The organism is Pantoea sp. F_5, assembly GCF_008631595.1.
In the GTDB taxonomy this organism is placed as follows: Bacteria; Pseudomonadota; Gammaproteobacteria; order Enterobacterales; family Enterobacteriaceae; genus Pantoea; species Pantoea gossypiicola.
In genome coordinates this window covers 284,075-307,217 of the sequence record NZ_VWUO01000002.1, presented here as the reverse complement: position 1 = coordinate 307,217, position 23,143 = coordinate 284,075, and the positions used below count along the sequence as shown (strand labels likewise).

Sequence of the window (23,143 nt, the reverse complement as noted above, 5' to 3'; positions counted from 1 at the left end):
TGAACGTCTATGACCGTACGCGCCGGTTACAGTCATACCGTTCATTCTCTGGACGCAAAGCCTGAGGTTCTTCTCGTGCCTGATATGAAGCTATTTGCTGGTAACGCCACCCCGGAACTAGCACAACGTATTGCCAATCGCCTTTACACCAGCCTGGGAGACGCCGCAGTAGGCCGTTTCAGTGATGGTGAAGTGAGCGTACAGATTAATGAAAATGTACGCGGTGGTGATATTTTCATCATCCAGTCCACCTGTGCTCCCACCAACGATAATCTGATGGAACTGGTTGTGATGGTCGACGCGCTGCGTCGTGCTTCTGCTGGTCGTATTACCGCAGTCATCCCCTACTTTGGTTATGCCCGTCAGGACCGCCGTGTGCGTTCCGCGCGTGTGCCTATTACCGCTAAAGTAGTGGCAGACTTCCTTTCCAGCGTCGGTGTTGACCGTGTTCTTACGGTTGACCTGCACGCCGAGCAGATCCAGGGCTTCTTCGACGTCCCGGTTGATAACGTATTTGGCAGCCCGATCCTGCTGGAAGATATGATGCAGATCGGTCTGGAAAACCCGATTGTTGTTTCTCCCGATATTGGTGGCGTAGTACGTGCCCGTGCTATCGCTAAACTGCTGAACGACACCGACATGGCTATCATCGATAAACGCCGCCCTCGCGCGAACGTTTCTCAGGTGATGCACATCATTGGTGACGTTGCTGGCCGCGACTGCGTGCTGGTCGACGATATGATCGACACCGGCGGCACGCTGTGCAAAGCGGCTGAAGCGCTGAAAGAACGTGGTGCCAAACGCGTGTTTGCTTACGCGACGCATCCGATCTTCTCCGGCAATGCGGTTGAAAACCTGCGTAAATCTGTACTCGACCAGGTCATCGTCTGCGATACCATCCCGCTTTCAGACGAGATTAAGTCACTGCCGAATGTGCGCACACTGACCTTATCTGGCATGCTGGCCGAAGCGATTCGCCGCATCAGTAACGAAGAATCTATCTCGGCGATGTTCGAGCATTAATCTTCGCGGAACCGGGCCCTGTGCCCGGTTTTTTTATCTCTGCCGTCTGGATTAACGCGCTTTTTTTTCTGATTTTTCCCCGATAAATTTCCTTTTAATCCCCTATTTTCAACGCCACCCACTTTTTTACTAAAACGCAGTGCTCCCCCGCTTCTGCCTTTTAGCATTAAATGGTAATTTGCAGCGCATTTCTCATCTGAATTCAGCCACCATGAGCCTCGATATCTACACATTGTTTGTCTGCGAGCTCTACGTGCTGGGGTTTCTGAGCATTATTATGGTTTTTGCCTGGGTCGGGTCGCACTATGACCGCGTTCTTGGCTTCACCTGCCTGTCACTGGTTTTCACCCTGATTGCCGTATTCTTAAGCAGCCTGCGCAGCAGCGGCCTGCATTTCCTGCCGGTTGCGGTCGGCAATGTGTTAGTGATGCTCGCTTATGGCGGATTATTAAATGCGTTCCGGCGCTTCTGCGGTAAACCTATCGGTACGCACTGGCTACTGGGTGCGCTGCTCTGGGCACTCCTCTGCTGCTTTCCGGCGTTTTATTACAGCTTACCCAAACGGGTACTGGTATTGTGCATCGCCTGCGTCGCCTATACCGCCGCACTGATCCAGCTGGTCTGGCAGGCGCGTGACACGCTGAAAGCCACTTTCTGGCCTGCCCAGTTGCTGCTGTGGATCCACCTGTTGTTTCATCTGGCGCGCCTGTTTCTGGATAGCGCCATGCCCAGCACGCAACCCGGAGCGATTGGCGGGTCAGACTTTTCAGTTTACGTGATTCTGGAATCCATTCTGTTTGTCATCGGCCTGACGTTTACCATTCTGGCCATGGTGAATGAGCGGATGCAGATAGCGTTAAAACACACTTCCCTGCACGATCCGCTGACCAGCGTCTGGAATCGTCGCGCCTTATTTACTGAAGCCACAAAAATTGTGGCGCGCTGCCGCCGTCAGAACCGGCCGTTCAGCGCAATACTGTTCGACCTCGATCATTTTAAAAGCATCAATGATCGATATGGCCATCATCAGGGCGACCAGATTTTGATTCACTTTTGCGAAATAGTCAGAGAATTGATACCGGCTGAGGGGCGTTTTGCACGACTGGGCGGAGAAGAGTTTGCGGCCATCATTCCGGCTGGAGCACGGGATGCAGAGGCGTGGTGTGAGGCGATCCGGCTGGCGGTCTGTACATCGCAACCCAATGACATAGCTTATTCAGTCAGCATTGGCTTTGCCACGGTCACGCAAGGCCAGCAGGATTTTGAGAGTTTACTGGCGCTGGCAGATGCAGCGCTCTATCACGCGAAAGCCAGTGGCCGGAACTGCACTGCGCAGCATCCAGTCCCGGCAGCCATCAGTTAGTGGTGGGAATTGTGTGACCGGCGGCAGCGCTTGTCATAGTGACGCAGCCAGTAATAGCGATCTTCAATTTTTTCACGGCCACTGATACGCGCGCCCACCAGCCACATCAGTGCGCCAATAAAGATGCTCAGAATCGCGCCCTGCGCCAGAAACTGCGGCAAATCGAGTGTCGGCAGCTGGTTCATAATTGAAAACCCAACACCCAGCACCATTGTGACTAATCCCAGTACCATCAAGCTGTTACCCGCTACGCGGCAGTGTTGATGTTTCATGCTGCACCTCCATCCATATGAGTAAATAACCGCACACAATGTTAAGTGCCATAAGTTTAGGCAATGGCTGGGGTCCACGTTGCGGACTGGATCACACATCAGCTATAAAGAATGGCCTGGTCCTGAATGCAGCCTGTTGATTCAGATAGAAAATGATTAATCACCGTTCTGAACCATTTCGATGCGTGTGCTTTGTCATCTCGCCTGTGGCGAAGTAAACTAACGCCCTTTCGCGATAACAGCAGGATAATCATTGTGAGCAGCATTAAACTGATTGTGGGACTGGCCAATCCGGGCGCTGAATACGCCGCCACACGCCACAATGCGGGTGCCTGGTATCTGGATCTACTGGCTGAGCGCCACAATCAGTCACTGAAAGAGGAAGGCAAATTCTATGGCTATACCGCCCGCCTGGCGATAGCCGGCGAGGATGTGCGCCTGCTGGTGCCGACCACCTTTATGAACCTGAGTGGTAAAGCGGTGGCGGCAATGGCGACCTTTTATCGCATTGCGCCAGAAGAGATTCTGGTGGCGCATGATGAACTCGATTTGCCGCCCGGTGTGGCGAAATTCAAGCAGGGCGGCGGCCATGGCGGCCATAACGGCCTGAAAGACATCATCAGCAAGCTGGGCAACAACAATAATTTTCATCGGCTGCGCATCGGTATCGGGCATCCCGGCGATCGCAACAAGGTGACCGGATTTGTGCTGGGCAAGCCGCCCGCCAGTGAGCAGAAGCTGATTGATGATGCCATTGATGAGGCGGCGCGCTGCACCGAACTGTGGCTGAAAGAGGATCGCATTAAGGCAATGAACCGGCTGCACGCCTTCAAGCCTGCTTAAACGCCCGAATCGTTGCGATTCCGTGTATAATGCGCGAAATTTTTCCATTCGTCTCCGACAGTCCGCCCTCTGGCGCGCTGTCCATCCAGTTATAAAGGGTATCAAACCATGGGATTCAAATGCGGTATCGTGGGCCTGCCGAACGTCGGTAAATCCACTCTGTTTAACGCGCTGACTAAAGCGGGCATCGAAGCGGCTAACTTCCCGTTCTGTACCATTGAGCCAAACACCGGCGTGGTACCCATGCCTGACCTGCGTCTCGACCAGCTTTCTGAGATTGTTAAGCCGCAGCGCGTGGTGCCGACTACCATGGAATTCGTCGATATCGCGGGCCTGGTAAAAGGGGCGTCCAAAGGTGAAGGCCTGGGCAACCAGTTCCTGACCAACATCCGCGAAACCGAAGCGATCGGCCACGTGGTGCGCTGCTTTGAAAACGACAACATCATCCACGTTGCGGGGAAAGTGAACCCGGCGGAAGATATTGATGTCATCAACACCGAACTGGCGCTGTCCGATCTGGAAACCTGTGAACGTGCGATACAGCGCGTGCAGAAGAAAGCCAAAGGCGGCGACAAAGATGCCAAAGCCGAGCTGGCTGCGCTGGAGAAGTGCCTGCCGCATCTTTCTGAAGCGGGCATGCTGCGTTCACTGGATCTGGATGCCGACGACAAAGCGGCCATTCGCTATCTGAGCTTCCTGACCCTGAAACCAACGATGTACATTGCCAACGTCAATGAAGATGGTTTCGAGAACAACCCGTACCTGGATCAGGTTCGCGCTATCGCCGAAGCAGAAGGTTCAGTCGTCGTACCGGTTTGCGCCGCCGTTGAGTCGGACATTGCCGAGCTGGAAGATGAAGATCGTGAAGAGTTCATGGCGGAACTGGGACTGGAAGAGCCGGGCCTGAACCGCGTTATCCGCGCCGGTTACTCGCTGCTGAACCTGCAGACCTACTTCACCGCTGGCGTGAAAGAAGTGCGTGCCTGGACCATCCCGGTTGGCGCAACTGCCCCACAGGCAGCCGGTAAAATCCATACCGACTTCGAGAAAGGCTTTATCCGCGCCCAGACCATCGCGTTTGAAGACTTTATCGCCTATAAAGGCGAGCAAGGCGCGAAAGAAGCTGGAAAGATGCGTTCAGAAGGTAAAGAGTACATCGTGAAAGATGGCGATGTGATGAACTTTTTGTTCAACGTCTGATTGGGTTGTTGTTTCATGAGGTTTTAGCAACCCCATGAAATCTGACAGACACCTTAAAACCCACGCAACTGCGTGGGTTTTTCTTTTTGATGCTGTATCAATATTGCCTGTCCGCTCATTCCGGCAACGCCGTAATGAGTATCTTAAAAAAATATTGTTCCAGCCCCGCTCATTCTTCGCACAAGTCAGCAAACGAACCCGTTGCAACCTGCGCGTCCCCTCTCACCTGCTCTTCACCTGAAATGGCACGTATTCAGCTACGGATAAACTGCACCTCACACTGCCGGGCAATCTCCCACAGTCTGTTACGGATCACCTGCTTCAGTTGCAGAGTCGACTGCGACTGTGGCTGGTCACGACGGCTGATCAGCATCACTTCAAACGGCAGAGGTTGCGCGATGGGCAGCAGCTTTAGCTGTTCGGCATAGCGGCAGGCGGTGAAGAGATCCACGACGCCCACGCCGCCACCTGCGAGCACCATATCGGCAATGACCGAGTAGGTTTTGATCGACAACGACACGGCGGGATTTAGTTTCTTATCACGCAGTGCACGGTGCAGGACGCGTCCAAGCGGATCCTGCGCCTGCATCATCAGTAAATTATTGTCACATAACCATTGCAGCGTAACGGGTTCATGCCGGGGATGATGGCGCGGTAGCAGCGCCACCATGGAAGACTGAAACAGAGGTTCAGCCAGCAGATCCGCATCGACCTGCTGACCAAAGACCAGCGCGAAATCGAGCTGATTCTCCAGAATCATCTGGCATAAGGTACTGAAATGCTCGGTGACCAGTTCGACACTGACCGAGGCCATCTGTTGCCGCCACGTGACCAGCGCCGGGGCCATCACCATCTGACCAAAGGCGTGCGCCGCGCCGACGCGCACCAACTGCCCTTCACCCCGCCGTAGCTGTTCGGTGAGCTGGGTAATGGATTGCAGGCGCTGGCAGAGATCGTCGATTTCAGGCAGCAGGCGTCGCCCTTCTGCCGTCACGCTCATGCCCTGGATACGTCGCTCAAACAGCGCAAATCCCAGTTGCTGTTCAGCGTGATTCAGCACACGGCTGATATTCGGTTGCGACACATTCAGCAGGCGCGCCGCTGCGCTGATGCTGCCGGTCTGTACAATGGCCTGAAAGACCTCTATATGGCGGAGCCGCATGATGATTTACCCTGGATGGAATACCGGACCCGGAGGCCTCTCCGACAGGCTGCACCGACGGAGAGTGAAAGTAATTATTCCCCTGTTGCAAAAACTGTACCGCAAAACCGGCGCAGGCTCAGCGACCTGGCTCGCACCTGTCCGCATCCGGCAGTCCGCCTGAAGCCTCTGCAGGGAGCGGTGCTCGCGCTGCCGTGGTGCAGCGGGGTCAGAAATGTGGGTTCATCAGGCTGAAGCCAGCAGCGATCCTGTCTCGTCCGGGGGATGAGGCATATGTACAGATATCAGGCGAACAGAAAGGCGGGATAAACGGGCTGACGTTGCAGGCAGCCCTGGGATAATATCGCTACGACTGGGTACTCGCCAGATAGGAGAAGGCACTGAGTAAGCTGATTAACGTCTCCATCTTCTCCGCCTGATAACCCACGGTAACGGCATCAAGGCGCGTGACGCCAGGGATCAGGCTGAACAGGTCGGCCAGCACCGGTTTAGTGGTCTGAAGCCGCATAGCGTAAGGCGCTGTGAGGCGAGTCGTGTTCACCTGGGAAGGATGCTGCAGTGCAGCGCTTGCCGCGGCGGTGATTGCACGCTGGGCCACCTGCGGACTGATCGACTCTGCGCAGGTATGCGAAATAGCGCGTTTCACACAGACGTAATCGACCGTCGGGTAATGTTCCGCTATCCAGCTCTGTAACTGATCGTCGCCGGTAACCAGCAGCAATGGCGTGCCGTGTTCAGCGGCGGCGGCCGCATAAATATCGGTTTCGCCCATCACCAGACCATTGATGTGGATACGCCAGAATGCCCGACCGTTAATGGTATGCGCCAGTACGCCGGATTCACCTGCTGCGCTGTGAAATCCCACCAGAAACAGCCCGTCGAACCGCTGCTGTTCTATCCCCTCCACCATCGACAGGCAGCGGGGTTTGCCCTGCACCAGTCGGGCGCGGGGATCGATATTTTCCGCACGCAAATTGGTCATCTGCGCATGGCTGTCTGCCACCACCACTTCCGTTGCCCCGCCGGCGAACGCCCCTTCAATCGCGGCATTCACTTCCTGCTCCATCAGGCCACGGGCGATCTGATGCTCCGGGTGACCAGGTGTACACTGCTCCGGACGCATGACGCCCGCAATACCTTCAATGTCGGCCGAGATAAAAATTTTCATGAGGTTAACCTGTCCAGAATCTGAGTCAGTGAGGGGCGATGGTGACCGCGAAAGCCGGTAACGGCCTCTGCGCTCAACAGGGCATCCAGTACAGCCTGTTCAGTGGCATCTGCGGCGGCGGCAAGCAGCGGCTCCAGCGTGTCGTCCTGCGGCGGTTGCGGCAGCGGTTGTGTTGAAAACGCCACCGCAATATCGCCCGAGCCGTGACCCCAGTAACTGCCCAGCCGTCCCAGACCTGCACCGGCCCGCTTCGCGATGCGCTTCAGCTGACGTGCATCCAGCGGCGCATCTGTCGCCATGATGATGATGACAGAACCGGCATCCAGCTGCGTCGCATTCCCCGCCAGCAGCGGCGCAATCATCTCGCCCGCCCGCACGCCATCAATCGTTAAGGCTTCCAGTGCGCCGAAATTGGCCAGCACCAGCACACCAAGCGTGGCGTTAAGCGAGGGTATCAGCCGCGAGGCGGTGCCAATCCCCCCTTTCAGGCTAAAACAGCTCATCCCACGTCCCGCGCCGATGCTGCCGCGCGCGAAGTCAGCGGAGGCCGTCTGCAGCGCCGCCTGCGCCATCGCCTCACTGATGGCCAGCGCCTGAATATCATTCAGCCAGCCATCGTTACACTCCAGCACCAGCGGGTTGACCGTAGGCAACGTTCGGCCCAGTTCCGGGTTACGACTGATGGCATCCCGCACCAGCGCGGTAAACAGCGTGCCGACCGCCAGCGTATTACTGAGCAGAATCGGCGTCTGAAGCAAGCCAAGTTCTTCTATCTGAATCAGTCCGACGGGTTTCGCAAAACCGTTCAGCACCTCAACCCCGCACGGCAGCGGCGTGAGAAACAGATTGTCGCCCGGCGGTACGATAGCGGTGACGCCAGTCTGCGTTTCGCCTTCATTCAGCGTGTCATGTCCGACACGCACGCCCGCAACATCGCTGATGCGATTAGTGGGGCCGCATGCGCTTCGCGGCTGCCCAAGCTGACGCAGGTCACGCCAGCGATCCAGCAGCAGGTCGCGCTGCAGTTGTTGGTAATCCATGGTCAGCCCTTGAGTTTGGGATCGAGCGTGTCACGCAACGCATCGCCAAGCAGATTAAATGCCAGCACGGTAATAAAGATCGCCAGCCCCGGGAATACGCTCATGTGCCAGGCACCAGCCATCATCATGCTACGGCTCATCGCCAGAATATTGCCCCATTCCGGCACGTCAGGCTCCGGACCCAGTCCGATAAAACTCAGGCCTGCCGCCGTCAGAATACTGGTGCCGATGCGCATGGTGAAGTAGACAATCACGCTGGAGAGCGTGCCGGGCAGAATATGCCGCAGAATAATGATGCGGTCTGGCGCACCGGCACAGCGTACGGCTTCAACATAGGCAGCCTGCTTCAGAGAGAGCGTCGACGCCCGCACGATACGGGCAAATACCGGCACGCTGAAGACCGCGACCGAGATAATCACATTGTTCAGGCCGGTTCCCAGCAGCGCCACCACCGCAATGGCCAGCAACATGCCGGGAAACGCGAATAAGACGTCGGCACCGCGCATGATCAGCATATCGACCCAACCGCCGTAATAGCCCGCCAACAGGCCCAGTATCACCCCGACCAGCATGCCGATGGTCACCGACAGCACGCCGATATAGAGCGAGATACGCGCCCCATAGATAATGCGGCTGAGCAGATCGCGCCCCAGCTCGTCGGTTCCCATCCAGTGTGCCGTGGAAGGCGGCGACGACAGCGCCATCCAGTCCGGTGCCATGGGATCCCAGGGTGCCAGCCAGGGCGCAAAAACCGCCACCACGATTAACAGCATTACAAAGCCGCCAGAGACCAGCGCCAGCGGGTTACGCACAAAGGCGTGCAGGAAATCACGCCATGGCGAACGAATAATCTGAGGCGGGTTTTCAGTCAGCGATTGACTACTCATTTCGGCTCCTGTCGCAGACGAATGGCCGGATTGACCACCGCGTAAAGCAGATCGACCAGCAGGTTAATCACAATAAACTCAAACACGAACAGCATCACCAGCGCCTGAATCACCGGCTGATCCTGCGCTTTGATCGACTCAATCAGTAACCAGCCTAATCCCGGCCAGTTGAAAACACTCTCCACGACGATGGATCCGCCCAGCAGAAAACCGAACTGCAGACCCAGCATGGTAATCACCGGGATAAGCGCATTGCGCATCACATGTTTCCACGTCACCAGGCGATTGCGCAGCCCTTTGGCTCTTGCGGTACGCACGTAATCTTCCTGCGCCACCTCCAGGAAGGCCGAACGGGTAAAGCGCGCCATGACCGCCGCCACCGACGAACCCAGCGTAATGGCGGGCAGAACAATATCGCTGGCCCTGTTAAAGCCGCTGACGGAGAACAGCCCGAAAGGCATTGCGACGAACTGGATGAGCAATAGCCCCAGCCAGAAAGCGGGCATCGAAATGCCGCCTACCGCCACGCTCATCAGCGTCCAGTCCTGCCATTTTCCCCGCTTCAGAGCCGCCATCACGCCAAATAACAACCCGAGAATGACGGACCAGGTGAAACCCGCTAAGGCGAGCCACAGCGTCGGCATAAAGCCCTGCCCAATCACCTCCCGCACCGGTTGCTGGGTGCGATAGGTGATGCCCAGGTCGCCCTGCAACAGGCTGCCGATCCAGTGCAGATACTGCTGCGGCAGCGGATCGTTAAGCCCGAGATGCTGACGCGCCGCCTCGACCGCCTCAATGGGTGCATCCGGTCCGGCATAAATGCGCGCCGGATCGCCCGGCATAAGCTTGATAAAACCGAAAACCAGCAACGAGACCACCAGCAAAACCGGGATCATCTCCAGCAATCGGCGAAGGATGTATGCAAACATGCCATTCCCTGAAATGAGGTGACGGGCCTCCTCTCGTCCCCGACCCGTTCCGGACAGGGGACGAGGAAGAAGAAACCGTCTTATTTAAAGGACGCCTGAGTGAATATAAAATTGCCATCAGGCAGCATCGAAACACCGCTCAGCGTGTTGCGCTTGCCCACCAGATTGTCTGGCGTGCCCAGGAACGCCACCGGTGCTTCTTTCCACAACACCTTTTGCGCCTGCGCATAGGCGATACCGCGCTTTGCCGGATCGGCGGTCGCCAGCCCGGCCGCAATCGCTTTGTCTGCATCCGGGTTACTGAAGTAGGAGACGTTATAGGAGGTCGGCACCCAGGATTCGGTGGCAAACAGCGGACGCAGCGCCCAGTCGGCGTCGCCCGTAGAGGTCGACCAGCCGCCATAATAGAGGTCAAACTCCGCCATTTTCGGATCCTTTACGCCCCACAGCTTCGCGTTGCGCGTGCCGGAATCCATCGGTGTGACCGTGGCACGAATACCCACCGCAGCCAGCTGTGCCTTCAGCACCTGACCGGCTCGTACGGCGGCCGTGGCATTGGTGACCCAGAGTTTAAGATCCAGACCATTCGGATAGCCCGCGGCTTTCAGCAACGCTTTAGCCTCGTCAGGTGCATAACGGTAGTCGGGAGCGGTTTGTTTTTGATAGAACTGCACCCCTTCCGGCATGGCGGAGGTGGCCGGTTTGCCCAGACCGGCAAAGGCTACTTTCAGCCACAGATTACGGTCAATCGCATAGTTGATGGCCTGACGAACCCGAACATCGGCCAGCGGCTTGTGCTGCGTGTTGATCGCCATGTAATAGAGATAAATGCTCGGATCGCGCTGAATCGAAAGGTGGCTGTCCTGCTTCACTGCCGCAATCAGGTCTGACGGCAATGGCCAGATGGCATCTACCTGTCCCGATTTCAGCGCTGCCACCCGTGTCGCATCTTCCGGGCTCGGCGAGAAGATCACCTTGTCGACTTTAGGCCATCCCTGCTGCCAGTAACCGTCATACTTCGCCAGCGTGACCGCTTTTCCCGGTGTCCAGTTGACGAATTTAAACGGACCGGTTCCCACCGGATGCAGTCGCAACTGCGCTTCGTCCGGATATTGCTTAAGAACGGACGGGCTCCACATTACCGCCGAAGGATGCGCCAGCGTGTTGATAAAAGCCCCGAACGACTGATTGAGATCGATTTTTACCTGGTCAGGTGCCAGCACCGTAACCTTATCGATCATTTTGTAGAGACTGTTACGCTTCAGCCCTTTTTTCTGGTCTGCCAGCCGATCGAGGTTAGCTTTGACGGCCTCGGCATCAAAAGGTGTTCCGTCCTGAAAAGTGACGCCTTTGCGCAGCGTCAGCGTAAATTCGGTGGCACTGTCATTGGAGGTATAACCGGTCGCCAGCCAGGGCTGCAGCTTCATCTGAGGATCAAACTGGAACAGGCGCTCAAAGATGCCGCTCTGCACCGAGTAGCTGACATTATCCGAGGTGTCGTGCGGATCCAGTCCCGTAATATCGGCATACATGGAGATGCGCAGATCCTGTGCCTGCGCAGTCATGACCAGCGTCGTCGTCAATGCGAGGGCTAGCGAAGTACGGTGAAACAGCGTTTTCATACATTCTCCTGGTCGTTGAGGATAATTAAAATGCAATGCCGTCAGCGACCCAGTGCTGGGGCGCAACCTGGCGATAACGGGTTTTCGTGACCGTTTCGCCCACCTTACGTAACGGCGAAGGAATTTCGCTGTCATCGAAAAGACGGGGCTGACGGTTCTCGGGATCGGCGACCGGCACGGAGGCCAGCAGACGCCGGGTATAGGGATGTTGCGGCTGATTAAAGACAGACTGGCGCGGACCAAGCTCCACAATCTGGCCGAGGTACATCACCGCGACGCGATTCGCAATGCGCTCGACGACCGCCATATCGTGAGAGATGAAGATCCATGCCACGCCCGTCTGCTGCTGCAGGTCCATCATCAGATTCACCACCTGCGCCTGAATCGACACATCCAGGGCTGATACCGCCTCATCCGCAATAATCACTTTCGGTTTCAGCGCCATGGCGCGGGCGATGGCAATACGCTGACGCTGACCGCCAGAAAATTCGTGCGGATAACGACGCGCGTGCTCCGGCAGGAGACCAACGCTCTTGAGCAGCGCATCGATCTGTGGAGAAGCCTGTTCAAGTGAAGAGACCCTGCCATGTAACAGCAACGGCTCGGCAATGGTGAACCCTACTGTCAGGCGGGGATTCAGTGAGGCATAGGGATCCTGAAACACCATCTGAATTTCACGGCGCAGCGGCTGGAACTCTGCCTCTTTCAGATCAGAGATCTCTTTTCCCTCAAAGTGAATGCTTTCAGCGTCACTGTTGATGAGGCGCATCAGTGCCCGTCCGGTGGTCGATTTGCCGCAGCCGCTTTCACCCACGATGGCCAGGGTTTCACCGGGCCACAGCGTGAAATCAATCTGCTCCACCGCATGCACATGATGCGTCAGGCCCGATAAAATGCCGCTGCGAATCGGGTAATAGACTTTCAGCCCACGCACATCCAGCAGCGGTGCCACGTCATAGCGAGCGGTTTGCTGTTCGCTTTGCGCAGCGTCCCGCGCACCAGGCAGAAGAAAGCGTTGCGGCCATGCGTGTTCCCGCATATCGCCGAGTCTGGGTACGGCCGCCAGTAACGCTTTGGTATAAGCGTGCTGCGGGGCGGAAAAAATCTCAGATACGGTTCCCTGCTCAACGACTTCGCCACGCAACATGACTACTACGCGATCGGCGATTTCCGCGACCACGCCCATATCATGGGTGATAAACAATACCGCCATCTGTTTCTCGCGTTGCAGCTCACGCAGAATATGGAGAATGCGCGCCTGCACGGTGACATCCAGCGCAGTGGTCGGTTCGTCGGCAATCAGGAGTTGCGGATCACAGGCCAGCGCCTGCGCAATCATCACACGCTGCCGCATGCCGCCTGACAGCGAGTGCGGATAGCTTTTCATCACGCGATCCACATCCGCGATACGCACCTGTCGCAGCAGTTCACGCGCACGCGCATGGGCCTGTTTTCTGTCGCACAGATGATGATCGCGTAATGCCTCGGTGAGTTGATCGTCAATGCGCAAGACCGGATTCAGCGAGGTCATTGGCTCCTGAAAGATCATCGCCATTTCACGGCCACGCAGTGTGCGGCGCTGTGCATCGTTAAGGGTTTCTAACGCGTGCAGGTTTCCGCTGCGATCGCGAAACTGGATGCTGCCGCGCTCGACACGTCCATTGCTGGACAGCAGGCCCATCACCGCCAGCGATGTAACCGATTTACCGGAGCCGCTTTCACCCACGACGGCGACAATTTCGCCCGGATGAATGGCAAAGCTGATGCCTTTGAGTGCCTGATTCTCACCGCTGCGTCCATGAAATGAGACGCTGAGATCCTCAATCGCCAGCACGGGAGATGGCGAGGCCGCGCGGGTAGCAGGAGAAGTACGTTGTGTGTCCGTCATCGTCGCCTCGCAGAGTTATAGCCAGATACGGCCTTCGGAGTAGCTCAGAAAAGGAGAACTGTCGGCGGCAAGCCAGATGGGGCCGTCCAGATCGACGAACTCTGCATTTACCGCGACGGGCAATGCCGCCTCCATCGCCAGAGACGAGCCCAGCATGCAACCGACCATGATGCGCATATTGAGCGTCCGGGCTTCCTCCACCATCGCCAGCGCTTCGGTCAGGCCACCGCACTTATCCAGTTTGATGTTGATCATCTCGTAGCGGTCGCGTAATCCGGCAATGTCCGCCCGCGTATGGCAACTCTCATCGGCACAGACCGGTATGGGATGCTTAAAGCGTTGCAGGTCATGATCCTGCCCCGCGGGAAGGGGTTGCTCCACCATCGCGATGTTGAAGGCTTTAAGTGCCACCAGCAGGCTTTCCAGTTCCAGTCCCGACCAGGCTTCGTTGGCATCGATAATGAGCGTGGCATGGGGTGCCGCCTCGCGGATCGCCGCCACTTTTTCCAGAACCGCATCCCGGTCGAGCTTGATTTTGAGCAGGATGGCACCACGTGAGACGGCCTCTGCCGCCGCGATAGCCATGTTTTTCTGCGTATCAAGGCTAAGGGTCTCTGCCGTCACCACCGACGGTGGCCGAGAGCACGCGGTCTTCTGCCACAGCGTCTGATTCGCCCGTGCGGCATCAAGTCGCCATAGCGCACAGTCCAGCACGTTGCGCGCCGAACCGGCGGGTAAGCGGTTTTGCAGATCGTGACGGCTCAGGCCCGATTCCACCTCAGTGCGTACGGCTTCGAGCAGGGCCTGAACGCTGTCGGGCGTCTCATCGTAACGAGCCGTCGGGGTACATTCGCCCTGCCCGATGAATCCGTTTTGTTCCAGCGTGACCCGGACGACCGTCACGGCAGTACGGGTACCGCGTGCGATTGCAAAGGGTCGCGCCAGCGGCAGCTCTACCACCTCAATCTGCAACTGTCGCATTTCAGCCACGCTCCTGAAGCAGTGCAGCGATCTCATTAATACCAAAACGCACAGGATCCGTAGCCGGTAAGCCGAACTCAGCGCGGACTTCGGCGCAATAAGCGAGCGCCTCTTCTTCACTGTAACTGGAGGTGTTGATCGCAAAGCCAGCCAGCTGAACCGACTCACTGGTCACCTGCGCGGCACGCAGATTGGCTTCAACGCACGCCTTCAGGCTGACCATCGGCTGGTGGGGCAAATGGCGCATATGAGGACGTCCCATTTCATGACACATCACCAGCCAGTGCGGCTGCGCACCGTGCATCAGCCCCATACTGACGCCCGCATAAGAGGGATGGAACAGTGAGCCCTGACCTTCGACGATATCCCAGTGGTCGTCGTCATTAGCGGGTGACAGCGCTTCTGCTGCTCCGGCAATAAAATCCGCGATGACCGCATCCACAGCAATGCCCTCTCCTGCGACCAGAATGCCGGTCTGCCCCGTGGCGCGAAAATCAGCTTTCATGCCGCGCGCACGCATCGCCGCTTCCAGCGCCAGTGAGGTGTACATCTTGCCCACTGAGCAGTCCGTACCGACGGTCAGGATGCGCTTACCTGAACGCTTTTTGCCGCTGCCAACATTAAGCGCCGGACGCATATGACGCAGATCAAACAGCTCAACGCCAGAAGCCTGCGCAAGCGCGACCAGTTCCGGCTCATCCACCAGCCGATGGTGCAGACCGCTGGCAACGTTCATGCCTGCCTTGATGGCACTTTTGATGGTTTCCAGCCAGTGCGCAGGCAGATAACCGCCTGCATTGGCCGTGCCCAGCACCAGCGTTTTCGCGCCGCGCGCTTTAGCGCCGGGAATGTCCAGTTCATCCAGACCCAGACTGACCGTGCAGCCCGGCAGTTTAATTTCGCCAACGCACTGCTCAGGCCGCCAGATATGAATACCGCGCGCCGTTTTTGCCGCGAGGGGATCGGTTACATCGCCAAGAAAGAGTAAATAGGGTTGTGGGATTAGCATGTTGTCTCTCGTTTCAGCCAAAAGATCAGGTTCTGAAACCACTATTTCATGCGTTGTGAAAGGTGACGAATGCTTGTTTAGCAGGAGGGTATAACTGCAGGTTATGGTCAGAGGTAATTATGATGATGAGTGGGTTTTTCAGGGGGTTTGGGCAGGAAATGGACTAAAAGAGGGGGTGGGTCATAGGAAAAAGATTGTGTTGAGAGAAAAACAGAAGAAAGTCGCGGAAGGGGTATTCCGCGATAACAGCACTAAAAACCACGATAGGTTATTTCATGCGACGCTGCCGGGCCACACTGGCGAGGCGTTGGGTCCGGCAGTAAATGGCAAACAGGATGAAAGCCTGCCCATTCAGTAACCAGCGAGCACCCACCAAAGCAGCGAGTGCCAGAAGCAGCCACAGGCCCGAGTGGCTAGCCATAACAACGCTGTAGCTTAAGAGTAAAACGGTCGATATAACCAACATCGCCCATACGTAAGCCAGCCCCTGAACACCCGCTGTATTGCCTCGCGCAAGCAGATAACTGGCGGTGAGAATCGCGCCAAGAATGACGATTGAGGGAACAAAAAAACTCAACGCATGTATCTGTGGCGTAAGCGGAGGTAAAACGTGCAGAAACGTCAGCAAGTTAAATGCAAATGCGACCAGTAACAGCATCAGCACCAGTGCAACCGGGAAGCCGTTCTGCCGGGGAAGCGACTCAGAAGGCTGTTTAAAATAACGCTCAAGCTCTGTGGTGGAACGGGCAAGTACGGAATTATCCTGCCGTGCAATCAGCTGATCTATTTCGCGACCCTGTTGAAGCAGTTCAGTGAGATTACGCCCAATAAGCCATGATAAAAATTGCATTAAAATACCGCCAGTGACTGGATTGTTCCTACTACATAACGCCCGGTGCGCGGCACGTTACCCGGAGCAGCAATAATACCACTGACAGCACTGCCAGCCACAGCAGCTGCGCTCGTGACGACCTGCGCGAGTTGCTTAACAAGTTCTTTTTGCACCGGCTCTACAGGGAACCGCTTTGGATAAAGTCCTGCTCGGATGGCGGCCTTAAGCTCTTTATTACTTATACCAGGGTTTTGTGCCTTAATGATTAATTCAGTCAGGCGAGCCCGGTCCTGCCTTGGGTAGTTCCTGAGCCACTCCGTTGCTTTTAGAGAAGAGAATGATTTCATCGCTCGCCATGTTGCCAGGGCTTCTTTTAACGCACCGCCAACGCTGGCGAGTGAAATAAGGTCAAGGGATGTTGAAGTGGCAACGTACCAATCCTGAGAGTCCAGCCACGCGACGTTTTGACCACCGTTTTCGACGAGATCATAAACGCGGTAGATACCATTGACACATTGCACGCCTGTTGCGGCAGCGCCGGCATAACCAATAGCAACAAGCACCCCGCTACTGCCAGCAGTTATAGGTGTTGCTGAAGCGCCGATAACCGCCACGCCAGCAGTGATAATCATTGCACCACAGGAAAGCACGGTCGAGGCAATCTCCGTTCCCATTGAGGTTGCGCTTACTGCTTCACTAAGTGACTTGCCCGTATCAGACGCTGTGGCTTGCTTAGGCGTTTTGGTCACAATAAGATGTGTGACGATACCACTTTGGCCATTAGGATGACGCTGACCAGGCCGAACGAGATAACGCTGTGCGCCATCTGCATAGATGATGCCAGCCTGGTAAAACTCTCGAGTACAATCCATTGCTGCACCCAGCGCTTTGAAATCAAAATCAGGTGCCCCATAACCGGTCATTCTCGCGATGTCATAACCCGGTAAGTTATTTTCGGGATTCACTCCTGGCAGGTTCATTTTATCTCCTTTTAGGGTCAAAATGGTAAAAGAGAGTTTTTAGAAATTGAAAGTTGAAATGGAAAAAATATTTAGGCTTTTTGTCAGCACAACCCGGTAATGCAGCATTACTTCTTTGACCAAAGTAACCAAACATTTCCAGAAGTACTGTTCGATCTCTTTTTTGATAAAGGCAGCGCAAAGTGAAAGGCATAGTCCGTATCAACATTCATAGCCTGATTGCCTTCTTAATTTAATTCGCCAGCTAAATACCGTAATAAATATAGGTCCAGGAGAAAGAATGACTTTTGAAAAAATGAACAGCCTTGGTGCCTGCTTTAACAATTAACTCACTAAAAAATCGATCTTCCCTGGAGGAAAAATCATTCTTTTAATTTATTTATTATAAATTATTTCACGATCTTCATATTTTTAACCTCTCTATCAGAGAACCTGGTCCAATCCTTACGAACAGACTCGGCCAACCTTATTAAATAGTCATAATCATCTTTATGAAGAAGATCATTTTCATCTAATATAAATATTTTGCTAACATCAAAATGTGAATTTGGATAAAAATTTGGAATAAGAACGCCTATAAACCATTCACTACCCGAGTGCAGTAAATTAAAGTCACCCTGGCGTGACTCAACAACTTTAGCTTCAATCAAAAATCGCTCCTATTCTTAAGCCATAGACTTGATAGTTTATCCCTTTATCTAAATTTTTCATTCACAAAAAAATCCCATACTTCAGATATGGGATTTTATCATTAATCTTGTTCTTCAGGCGCCATATGAAACAGTTTTTCTGCCATTGAAAGAATTCTGTCTTTTTGTACTATTTTATTAACCCATTCCTGAGGAATGCCTGACAGTCCATACAATGCGCCCGCTAGCTGACCTGCCGTCGCCGCTACACTATCAGCATCATCAGCAAGATTTGCCGCCAGCAAAATGGCATCTTTAAAATTGTCTGTATGCCAGACGGCCCATAATGCTGCCTCAAGGGTGTCGATGACATAACCAGAGGAACGGATTTGATCTCGATGCTTTTCTTTATATTCACCGGCATTAATGATTAATACACGTAATGTTGATCCCATAAGATGAGGAGCAAAGCTCTCACTCTTACTGTAACCATTTAAGATGTAATGAAGCATGGCATTAAAAAAGCGACAGCTATCTATAGACTCTGCGGCACAATGTGTAGCCTCACTCTGTAGCATCGCATCTCGCCAACCGTCAATAAACGATTTCCTTCTGAAAATAGCAGTAGGTGCATGGCGAATTAATGCCGCATTCCCTGCAGTTTCAGGAGAAGTATTCCCCATCCAAGTTGGTCCATGAAGGACAAACTGCTCAAGTGCATAGCGCGTTGTATTACCTATATCAAAGCATACGCCATTAGAACTATTTGTCCCATTCTTATACCAGTTGAGTAACTTTTGTCGGAACAATGTAATATCACATTTATTGCTTTCAATATAAGTTTCAGCGAGACACAGCGCCATCGAGGTGTCATCAGTCCACTCACCGGGTTTAAGAGAGAAAGGTCCCCCGCCAACCATGTCATCAACGCGAGCTTTATCCCTTGGCATAAATTCTAGCGTTGTGCCTAAAGCGTCTCCAACCGCCAACCCCATTAAAGCACCCTGACATTTATCTAATGCCTGTTCATCAGTAATTTTCTGAGGTAAAGATTTCGCCCATTCTGGCTTGAGAGCGTCCTCAGGTTTAGCGCGTAAAGGTTTTTGTTCATAAGACATTCTATTCATCAACTGCCGTGACGCCTGGGGTATTAAATGAGCGTAACGTCTGGCATAAATGAAAAGCGCATCATCATCAGCCCTAAGATCAATCATAGAACCTCCTTATAAATTTACATCCTCAAAAAATTGAAAGAACACAACCAAATGAAATCAAATAAACAGGGGTAAATTTTATATTATCACCGCATTTTATTTACTTACGCTCTTTTTATACATAAATATATCAATACCCATTTAATTCTGGGGTTTTAAATATCTTTTTTTGCGCTTTTCATATTCCGGATTGTTTTGATGAGGAAGGATAACTTTTAGCCCAGCACCTATTTGAGAGGCAATATAATTTGCATTTGAAAGATGTTTAGCAAGCTCTGGGTCAGTTGTATCAAACTCTTTGGAAGCCAGACTCCCCAGATTCATACTATGCAGGACACTTTTATCATTCTCGTCACCAGTTAATATTTTTTTTACATAAATTAGCTGTTTCAGAGCAACCTGGAAAACTGTAAAATCAGGCTTATCTAAGGCTCTTTGATTAGTGATATCAATAGCATCATTGATGTAGTCTAAGGCAGTATATTCTTCTTTCTTCATCATAAAACCAACATGCACTCTTCTTGTTTAAGAGCAAAGGCAAATCTTGAATCAAAAATCACTGGGCCTACCTTATTACAAAAGGAATGTATAAAGTAAGCCAAAAACAGACCTTTTTATTCATCAAATAGAAAACACTAAAACTACATTAATTCAAAATCCTCCTTGCTAATTTCATCTATTACGTACTGCCCTGTACCTTCCCTTATTTTTTTTGAAAGATCTTTTAACATTTCAATATCGATAGAATGGATACCAATATATGGAGTTACAATGAAGAACCTTTCGACATCAACTTTGTAATCACCTTCACTAAACATAACCTTCATTACATATGAGCTATCCTCACACTCATACAGAGTAAAATCCCAAGGATTCATTGCTATTTTATTTTTACTCATTATAATTTCTCCCCTGTTAATAAATCGATCGCGGTATAATCTCTGCCTTTAACCATTCCTTCGGTTTTTACTACAGCCTCAAAATCACCTTGTGGTAGTTTGCCCCCCGGAATCCATTGCTTATTAGCTCCCCATTCATTACCAGTTGGCATTTTTGGAGAGTACAACTCTGTAGGTTTAAATTCAATCAAAACAAGACTATCGTTTTTCAATTGTTCCTGTGGAATGCCTAATTTATCTGCAATCACTCCTACATCTCCTTTTGATTCAGAAATCATTTGTCCAGCGCGCTCCCTGGTTAGAACAAATTCCGTCCTCCCCGGATCAGGTTTACCAATACCATAATCTTCAAAACTTTTTCTAGTGACTATTCTAGATGCGCCATTTTCAAAGGATTTTGCATGAGAATCAATATAATCCTTAGGTAAATATGTTTCGGGGTCTGGCCTAAATGTTTTTTCGATACTTTGTATTTCGGCGATTTTTTCATCATTTAACGGAAGTTTGTTAGCCTTAATATTATTACGACCACGCCAACCGTCAAACTTCATACCCCCTTTGCCACCTAATGCCCCACCGACAAAACTGCCTGCCAGCATAGACCATTTTTGTCCGTCAGAGTCTTCCCCGAACAGTCTGCCACCGATCCAATCGCCAGCGTAACCGCCGCCCATTGCGCCGGCTAATCCCAGTAACGCAATAGCTGGAGAAGCCAGGACCGCAACGGCAGCAGTACCGACGCCCATCATCACCCAGTTTACCCAGCCAGGGATTTCAGGGTTGATATCGTCGGTCTGAACTTTGCCTCCGCCAATAAATACATTGGTGGAACCGCCAGATATCTCCGCACTGCAGGTCAAACGGTCTCCAATGCGGGCGGCAGGAAAGTTGTTAATAAAAACCTTATCTGATCCTTCAGCAACCCGTTGCGATGAGCCGCTGTGCTCATCACAGTCGCCTTTGGACAAATGTGCACGTATCGCTGCTCTGCTGTTGGTGTAAACATTCGGCGAGCCGGATAACAGTTTGCCTGTGTTATGCCGCGGAGCCCATGACATGCTTCCAAGTACTTCTCCCACCCCTCCAGCCGCACAGGCACCGGCTGCTGCTGCGGATACCACAACCAGAGCCGCTCCACCGGTAACAACAACGGCTGCTGCACCTAATATTGCACCGCCAATGAGACCGGCGATCATCCAGCCTTTGGAAGCAGTATGCGCTATTTCATCCTGCTCTCTGGCAGCATTGAATTCAGCCATAATTTATACATCCTTATGTCTCTGAAGAAACGCAAGGATTTGTTGTTCGCTGGCGAGATCTGCGGGTCCTTGAAAGGCTTTTGCCATACCAAGAATATCTCTTAAAGATGAGTTTTTTCTGTGTGGTGATGTCCACAAGGCATAGCGTAAGGGCTCTTCATTGTTTAATGCGGCGATACGCAGTGGGCTTCCCGCTGAGTCAAAGAACAAATAACTGCCATTCAATGCTCTTCTCAAATCAACATTCTTATAAAGTAATGTCACCGTTTCATGTGCAGTAAGCACTTTGGTATCATTATCCAAAGAAAAGAAGATTCCCGATGAATCTGCTGCGACCGGCACCGGCTCATCATCATATTTGAGAGAATTAAACTTAATACTGCCAATGATCTCCTGATATTGCTTAGCATAATAATCGCTAAAACGCCCAGGGCACGTTCCAATATAGCAGACAATTTTCTTCCTCCCCGCCTCATCATCAAGTAAAACAATGGATTGTTTTTGCCAGATCTCAATACCGTCATTTTCAAAATGATAAAAAAGCTCAACTGCGGGTAGATTATCTATCTCGATCAGTTGTGATGTGACATTTACGAAAGCGGGAACAGTGACACTCATCTCATCAATAATTCTCGCAGCCACTTTTTGCACAGTATCGTCATGTACAGCAGATGCGCGAGACACCACAAAGGTAAATTCGCTCGCATTATTTTCGCTGAGCGTAAACAGATTCATTGTTCTGTCTTTGAATATATCAGGCAATTGAATTGACGCTTCCTGGAGAGTATAGGTGGCCATTTTTATCCTTTATTATCTTTTGTTGATGATGAGAAGTAGCTTTCAATTTCAGTTTTTATTTTATCTTTATGTCCGCTACCCGGTGCAATTGTTGCAGCACTCCCTCCTTCAGGATTTAAATGTAACTCCCCACCCTTAGTGTTAATCTCACCATTATTATCGACGGTAAGATTAAAATTTTTGCCAATGAAATTAATTGCGCCGTCTTTAGTTAACTCTATTGCGCTTAGGCCACACTCAATCCGTAAAGTATCTCCGGCTGCAATTGTGTAAGAAGCAAAAGCCTGTTCAGTACGGTTGCCGGTTGTCAGCGTCTTGCTGTTTCCCTGAGTCCCGAGAGTATGATCGCCCTCCACCCGAGTCTCATTATTAGCACCCACCGAAACTGTCCGGTTGTTCAGAACACTGTGTGATTCATCATTTTTAACATGCGTATCCATGTTCTTCTGCGCCTGGATCCACAGGTGTTCCTCACCCGCCTTATCCTCAAATCTAAGCGCGTTCGCGGTGTCCGCCGTGCCATCCTTCGACCGGCTCAGAAAACCCATCTGCGTCGCCGCCGCCGGCAGCGCCCATGGCGGCATGCTTGCCTCGTTATACACGCGGCCGATGATCAGCGGACGATCCGGGTCACCGTTGATGAAGTCCACCACCACTTCGTCGTTAACCCGCGGGATCTGCACCCCGCCGAATCCCTGACCGGCCCAGGCGCTGGAGACGCGCACCCAGCACGAACTCGTGTCGTCGCCCTTCGCCAGCCGGTCCCAGTGAAACTTCACCTTCACCCGGCCGTAGCGGTCGGTCCAGATGGATTCACCTTTGGGGCCCACCACCTTCGCGGTCTGCGGGCCGTGCGTTTTCGGCCACGGCGTCTCCGGCGGCGTGCGGTAGGTTACCGACGACGGCAGCACCGTGAAATCGATGTTGTGGCGACTGTCGCCGGTGTCGCCGCTGGCGTAGGAGTTCTCGGCGAAGTCATAGGTCGCCGAAGTGACCAGGTACCCGCCGTTGTCGCTGAAGTGCGGCGCGTTGATGATGGAGAAGGTAAAGCCCGGCGCGATGCCGGTGGCCGTGCCCGACCCGCTGACGCTGTGGTGCTCGGCCTGCCACACCTCCTGGCGGATGCGCGCGTAGGACTCGCCGTG

At 53.1% G+C, this 23,143-nt stretch carries 23 protein-coding genes; 4 read left to right on the top strand and 19 right to left on the bottom strand.

The window, feature by feature from the left end:
- The first annotated feature begins 75 nt into the window (after positions 1-75).
- Both prs and F3I44_RS03935 read left to right on the top strand, forming a co-directional pair.
- Complete coding sequence (gene prs / locus F3I44_RS03940) at positions 76-1,023, top strand: ribose-phosphate diphosphokinase (protein WP_003850825.1); 948 nt, start codon at positions 76-78, stop codon at positions 1,021-1,023.
- A 211-nt stretch (positions 1,024-1,234) separates the two neighbouring features.
- Positions 1,235-2,386 (top strand): GGDEF domain-containing protein, encoded by a 1,152-nt coding sequence (locus F3I44_RS03935; protein WP_150019298.1) that lies wholly within the window; start codon positions 1,235-1,237, stop codon positions 2,384-2,386.
- On the opposite strand, the gene ychH is transcribed toward F3I44_RS03935, so the two are convergent.
- The gene (gene ychH / locus F3I44_RS03930; protein WP_107319595.1) at positions 2,383-2,658 is read right to left on the bottom strand and encodes a stress-induced protein YchH; all 276 of its coding nucleotides are present in this window, start codon (positions 2,656-2,658) and stop codon (positions 2,383-2,385) included. The two genes, F3I44_RS03935 and ychH, sit on opposite strands and share 4 nt — an antisense overlap.
- A gap of 255 nt (positions 2,659-2,913) precedes the next feature.
- On the opposite strand from ychH, the gene pth reads away from it, so the two are divergent.
- Positions 2,914-3,501, top strand: coding sequence for an aminoacyl-tRNA hydrolase (pth, locus tag F3I44_RS03925; RefSeq protein ID WP_010245882.1), 588 nt, complete (start codon positions 2,914-2,916; stop codon positions 3,499-3,501).
- A gap of 108 nt (positions 3,502-3,609) precedes the next feature.
- Positions 3,610-4,701: a redox-regulated ATPase YchF gene (gene ychF, locus F3I44_RS03920; RefSeq protein WP_013357612.1), complete on the top strand. Its 1,092-nt coding sequence runs from the start codon at positions 3,610-3,612 to the stop codon at positions 4,699-4,701.
- Positions 4,702-4,954: 253 nt separating this feature from the next.
- On the opposite strand, the gene F3I44_RS03915 is transcribed toward ychF, so the two are convergent.
- The 18 genes from F3I44_RS03915 to F3I44_RS03830 all read right to left on the bottom strand — a co-directional run.
- A complete protein-coding gene (locus F3I44_RS03915; protein WP_150015458.1) occupies positions 4,955-5,863 on the bottom strand; it encodes a LysR family transcriptional regulator in 909 nt (302 codons plus the stop codon).
- A 346-nt stretch (positions 5,864-6,209) separates the two neighbouring features.
- Entirely contained in the window at positions 6,210-7,031 is an 822-nt protein-coding gene (locus F3I44_RS03910) for a M55 family metallopeptidase (RefSeq protein WP_150015457.1), read from the bottom strand.
- Positions 7,028-8,071 (bottom strand): P1 family peptidase, encoded by a 1,044-nt coding sequence (locus tag F3I44_RS03905; protein ID WP_150015456.1) that lies wholly within the window; start codon positions 8,069-8,071, stop codon positions 7,028-7,030. The genes F3I44_RS03910 and F3I44_RS03905 overlap by 4 nt, the downstream gene beginning before the upstream one ends.
- A 2-nt stretch (positions 8,072-8,073) precedes the next feature.
- Positions 8,074-8,958: an ABC transporter permease subunit gene (locus F3I44_RS03900; RefSeq protein ID WP_150019297.1), complete on the bottom strand. Its 885-nt coding sequence runs from the start codon at positions 8,956-8,958 to the stop codon at positions 8,074-8,076.
- Entirely contained in the window at positions 8,955-9,887 is a 933-nt protein-coding gene (locus F3I44_RS03895) for an ABC transporter permease (RefSeq protein WP_150015454.1), read from the bottom strand. Before F3I44_RS03895 ends, F3I44_RS03900 begins: the two co-directional genes overlap by 4 nt.
- A gap of 80 nt (positions 9,888-9,967) precedes the next feature.
- A complete protein-coding gene (locus F3I44_RS03890) occupies positions 9,968-11,509 on the bottom strand; it encodes a glutathione ABC transporter substrate-binding protein (protein ID WP_150015453.1) in 1,542 nt (513 codons plus the stop codon).
- A gap of 25 nt (positions 11,510-11,534) precedes the next feature.
- On the bottom strand, positions 11,535-13,397 hold the full coding sequence (locus tag F3I44_RS03885; protein WP_150015452.1) for an ABC transporter ATP-binding protein: 1,863 nt from the start codon (positions 13,395-13,397) through the stop codon (positions 11,535-11,537).
- A gap of 15 nt (positions 13,398-13,412) precedes the next feature.
- Positions 13,413-14,378, bottom strand: a complete 966-nt coding sequence (dgcA, locus tag F3I44_RS03880) for an N-acetyl-D-Glu racemase DgcA (protein ID WP_150015451.1) — start codon at positions 14,376-14,378, stop codon at positions 13,413-13,415.
- Between the two features lies 1 nt (position 14,379).
- Entirely contained in the window at positions 14,380-15,387 is a 1,008-nt protein-coding gene (gene dgcN / locus F3I44_RS03875) for an N-acetyltransferase DgcN (protein WP_150015450.1), read from the bottom strand.
- A 268-nt stretch (positions 15,388-15,655) separates the two neighbouring features.
- Entirely contained in the window at positions 15,656-16,237 is a 582-nt protein-coding gene (locus F3I44_RS03870) for a hypothetical protein (RefSeq protein ID WP_150015449.1), read from the bottom strand.
- Entirely contained in the window at positions 16,237-17,199 is a 963-nt protein-coding gene (locus tag F3I44_RS03865) for a hypothetical protein (protein WP_150015448.1), read from the bottom strand. Before F3I44_RS03865 ends, F3I44_RS03870 begins: the two co-directional genes overlap by 1 nt.
- Before the next feature lie 389 nt (positions 17,200-17,588).
- A complete protein-coding gene (locus F3I44_RS03860) occupies positions 17,589-17,849 on the bottom strand; it encodes a hypothetical protein (protein WP_150015447.1) in 261 nt (86 codons plus the stop codon).
- 101 nt (positions 17,850-17,950) lie between these two features.
- Positions 17,951-19,042 (bottom strand): ADP-ribosylarginine hydrolase Tri1, encoded by a 1,092-nt coding sequence (tri1, locus tag F3I44_RS03855; protein WP_150015446.1) that lies wholly within the window; start codon positions 19,040-19,042, stop codon positions 17,951-17,953.
- A 141-nt stretch (positions 19,043-19,183) separates the two neighbouring features.
- Positions 19,184-19,543 carry an immunity protein Tsi6 family protein gene (locus tag F3I44_RS03850; RefSeq protein WP_150015445.1) on the bottom strand — a complete coding sequence of 120 codons (360 nt, stop codon included), beginning with the start codon at positions 19,541-19,543 and terminating at the stop codon, positions 19,184-19,186.
- A gap of 140 nt (positions 19,544-19,683) precedes the next feature.
- Positions 19,684-19,941, bottom strand: a complete 258-nt coding sequence (locus F3I44_RS03845) for a hypothetical protein (protein WP_150015444.1) — start codon at positions 19,939-19,941, stop codon at positions 19,684-19,686.
- Positions 19,941-21,200 carry a PAAR domain-containing protein gene (locus tag F3I44_RS03840; protein ID WP_150015443.1) on the bottom strand — a complete coding sequence of 420 codons (1,260 nt, stop codon included), beginning with the start codon at positions 21,198-21,200 and terminating at the stop codon, positions 19,941-19,943. Before F3I44_RS03840 ends, F3I44_RS03845 begins: the two co-directional genes overlap by 1 nt.
- A gap of 3 nt (positions 21,201-21,203) precedes the next feature.
- Positions 21,204-21,998: a DcrB-related protein gene (locus tag F3I44_RS03835; protein ID WP_150015442.1), complete on the bottom strand. Its 795-nt coding sequence runs from the start codon at positions 21,996-21,998 to the stop codon at positions 21,204-21,206.
- 2 nt (positions 21,999-22,000) lie between these two features.
- Positions 22,001-23,143 (bottom strand): type VI secretion system Vgr family protein (locus F3I44_RS03830; protein ID WP_223817518.1); only part of this gene is annotated, 1,143 nt, incomplete at its 5' end.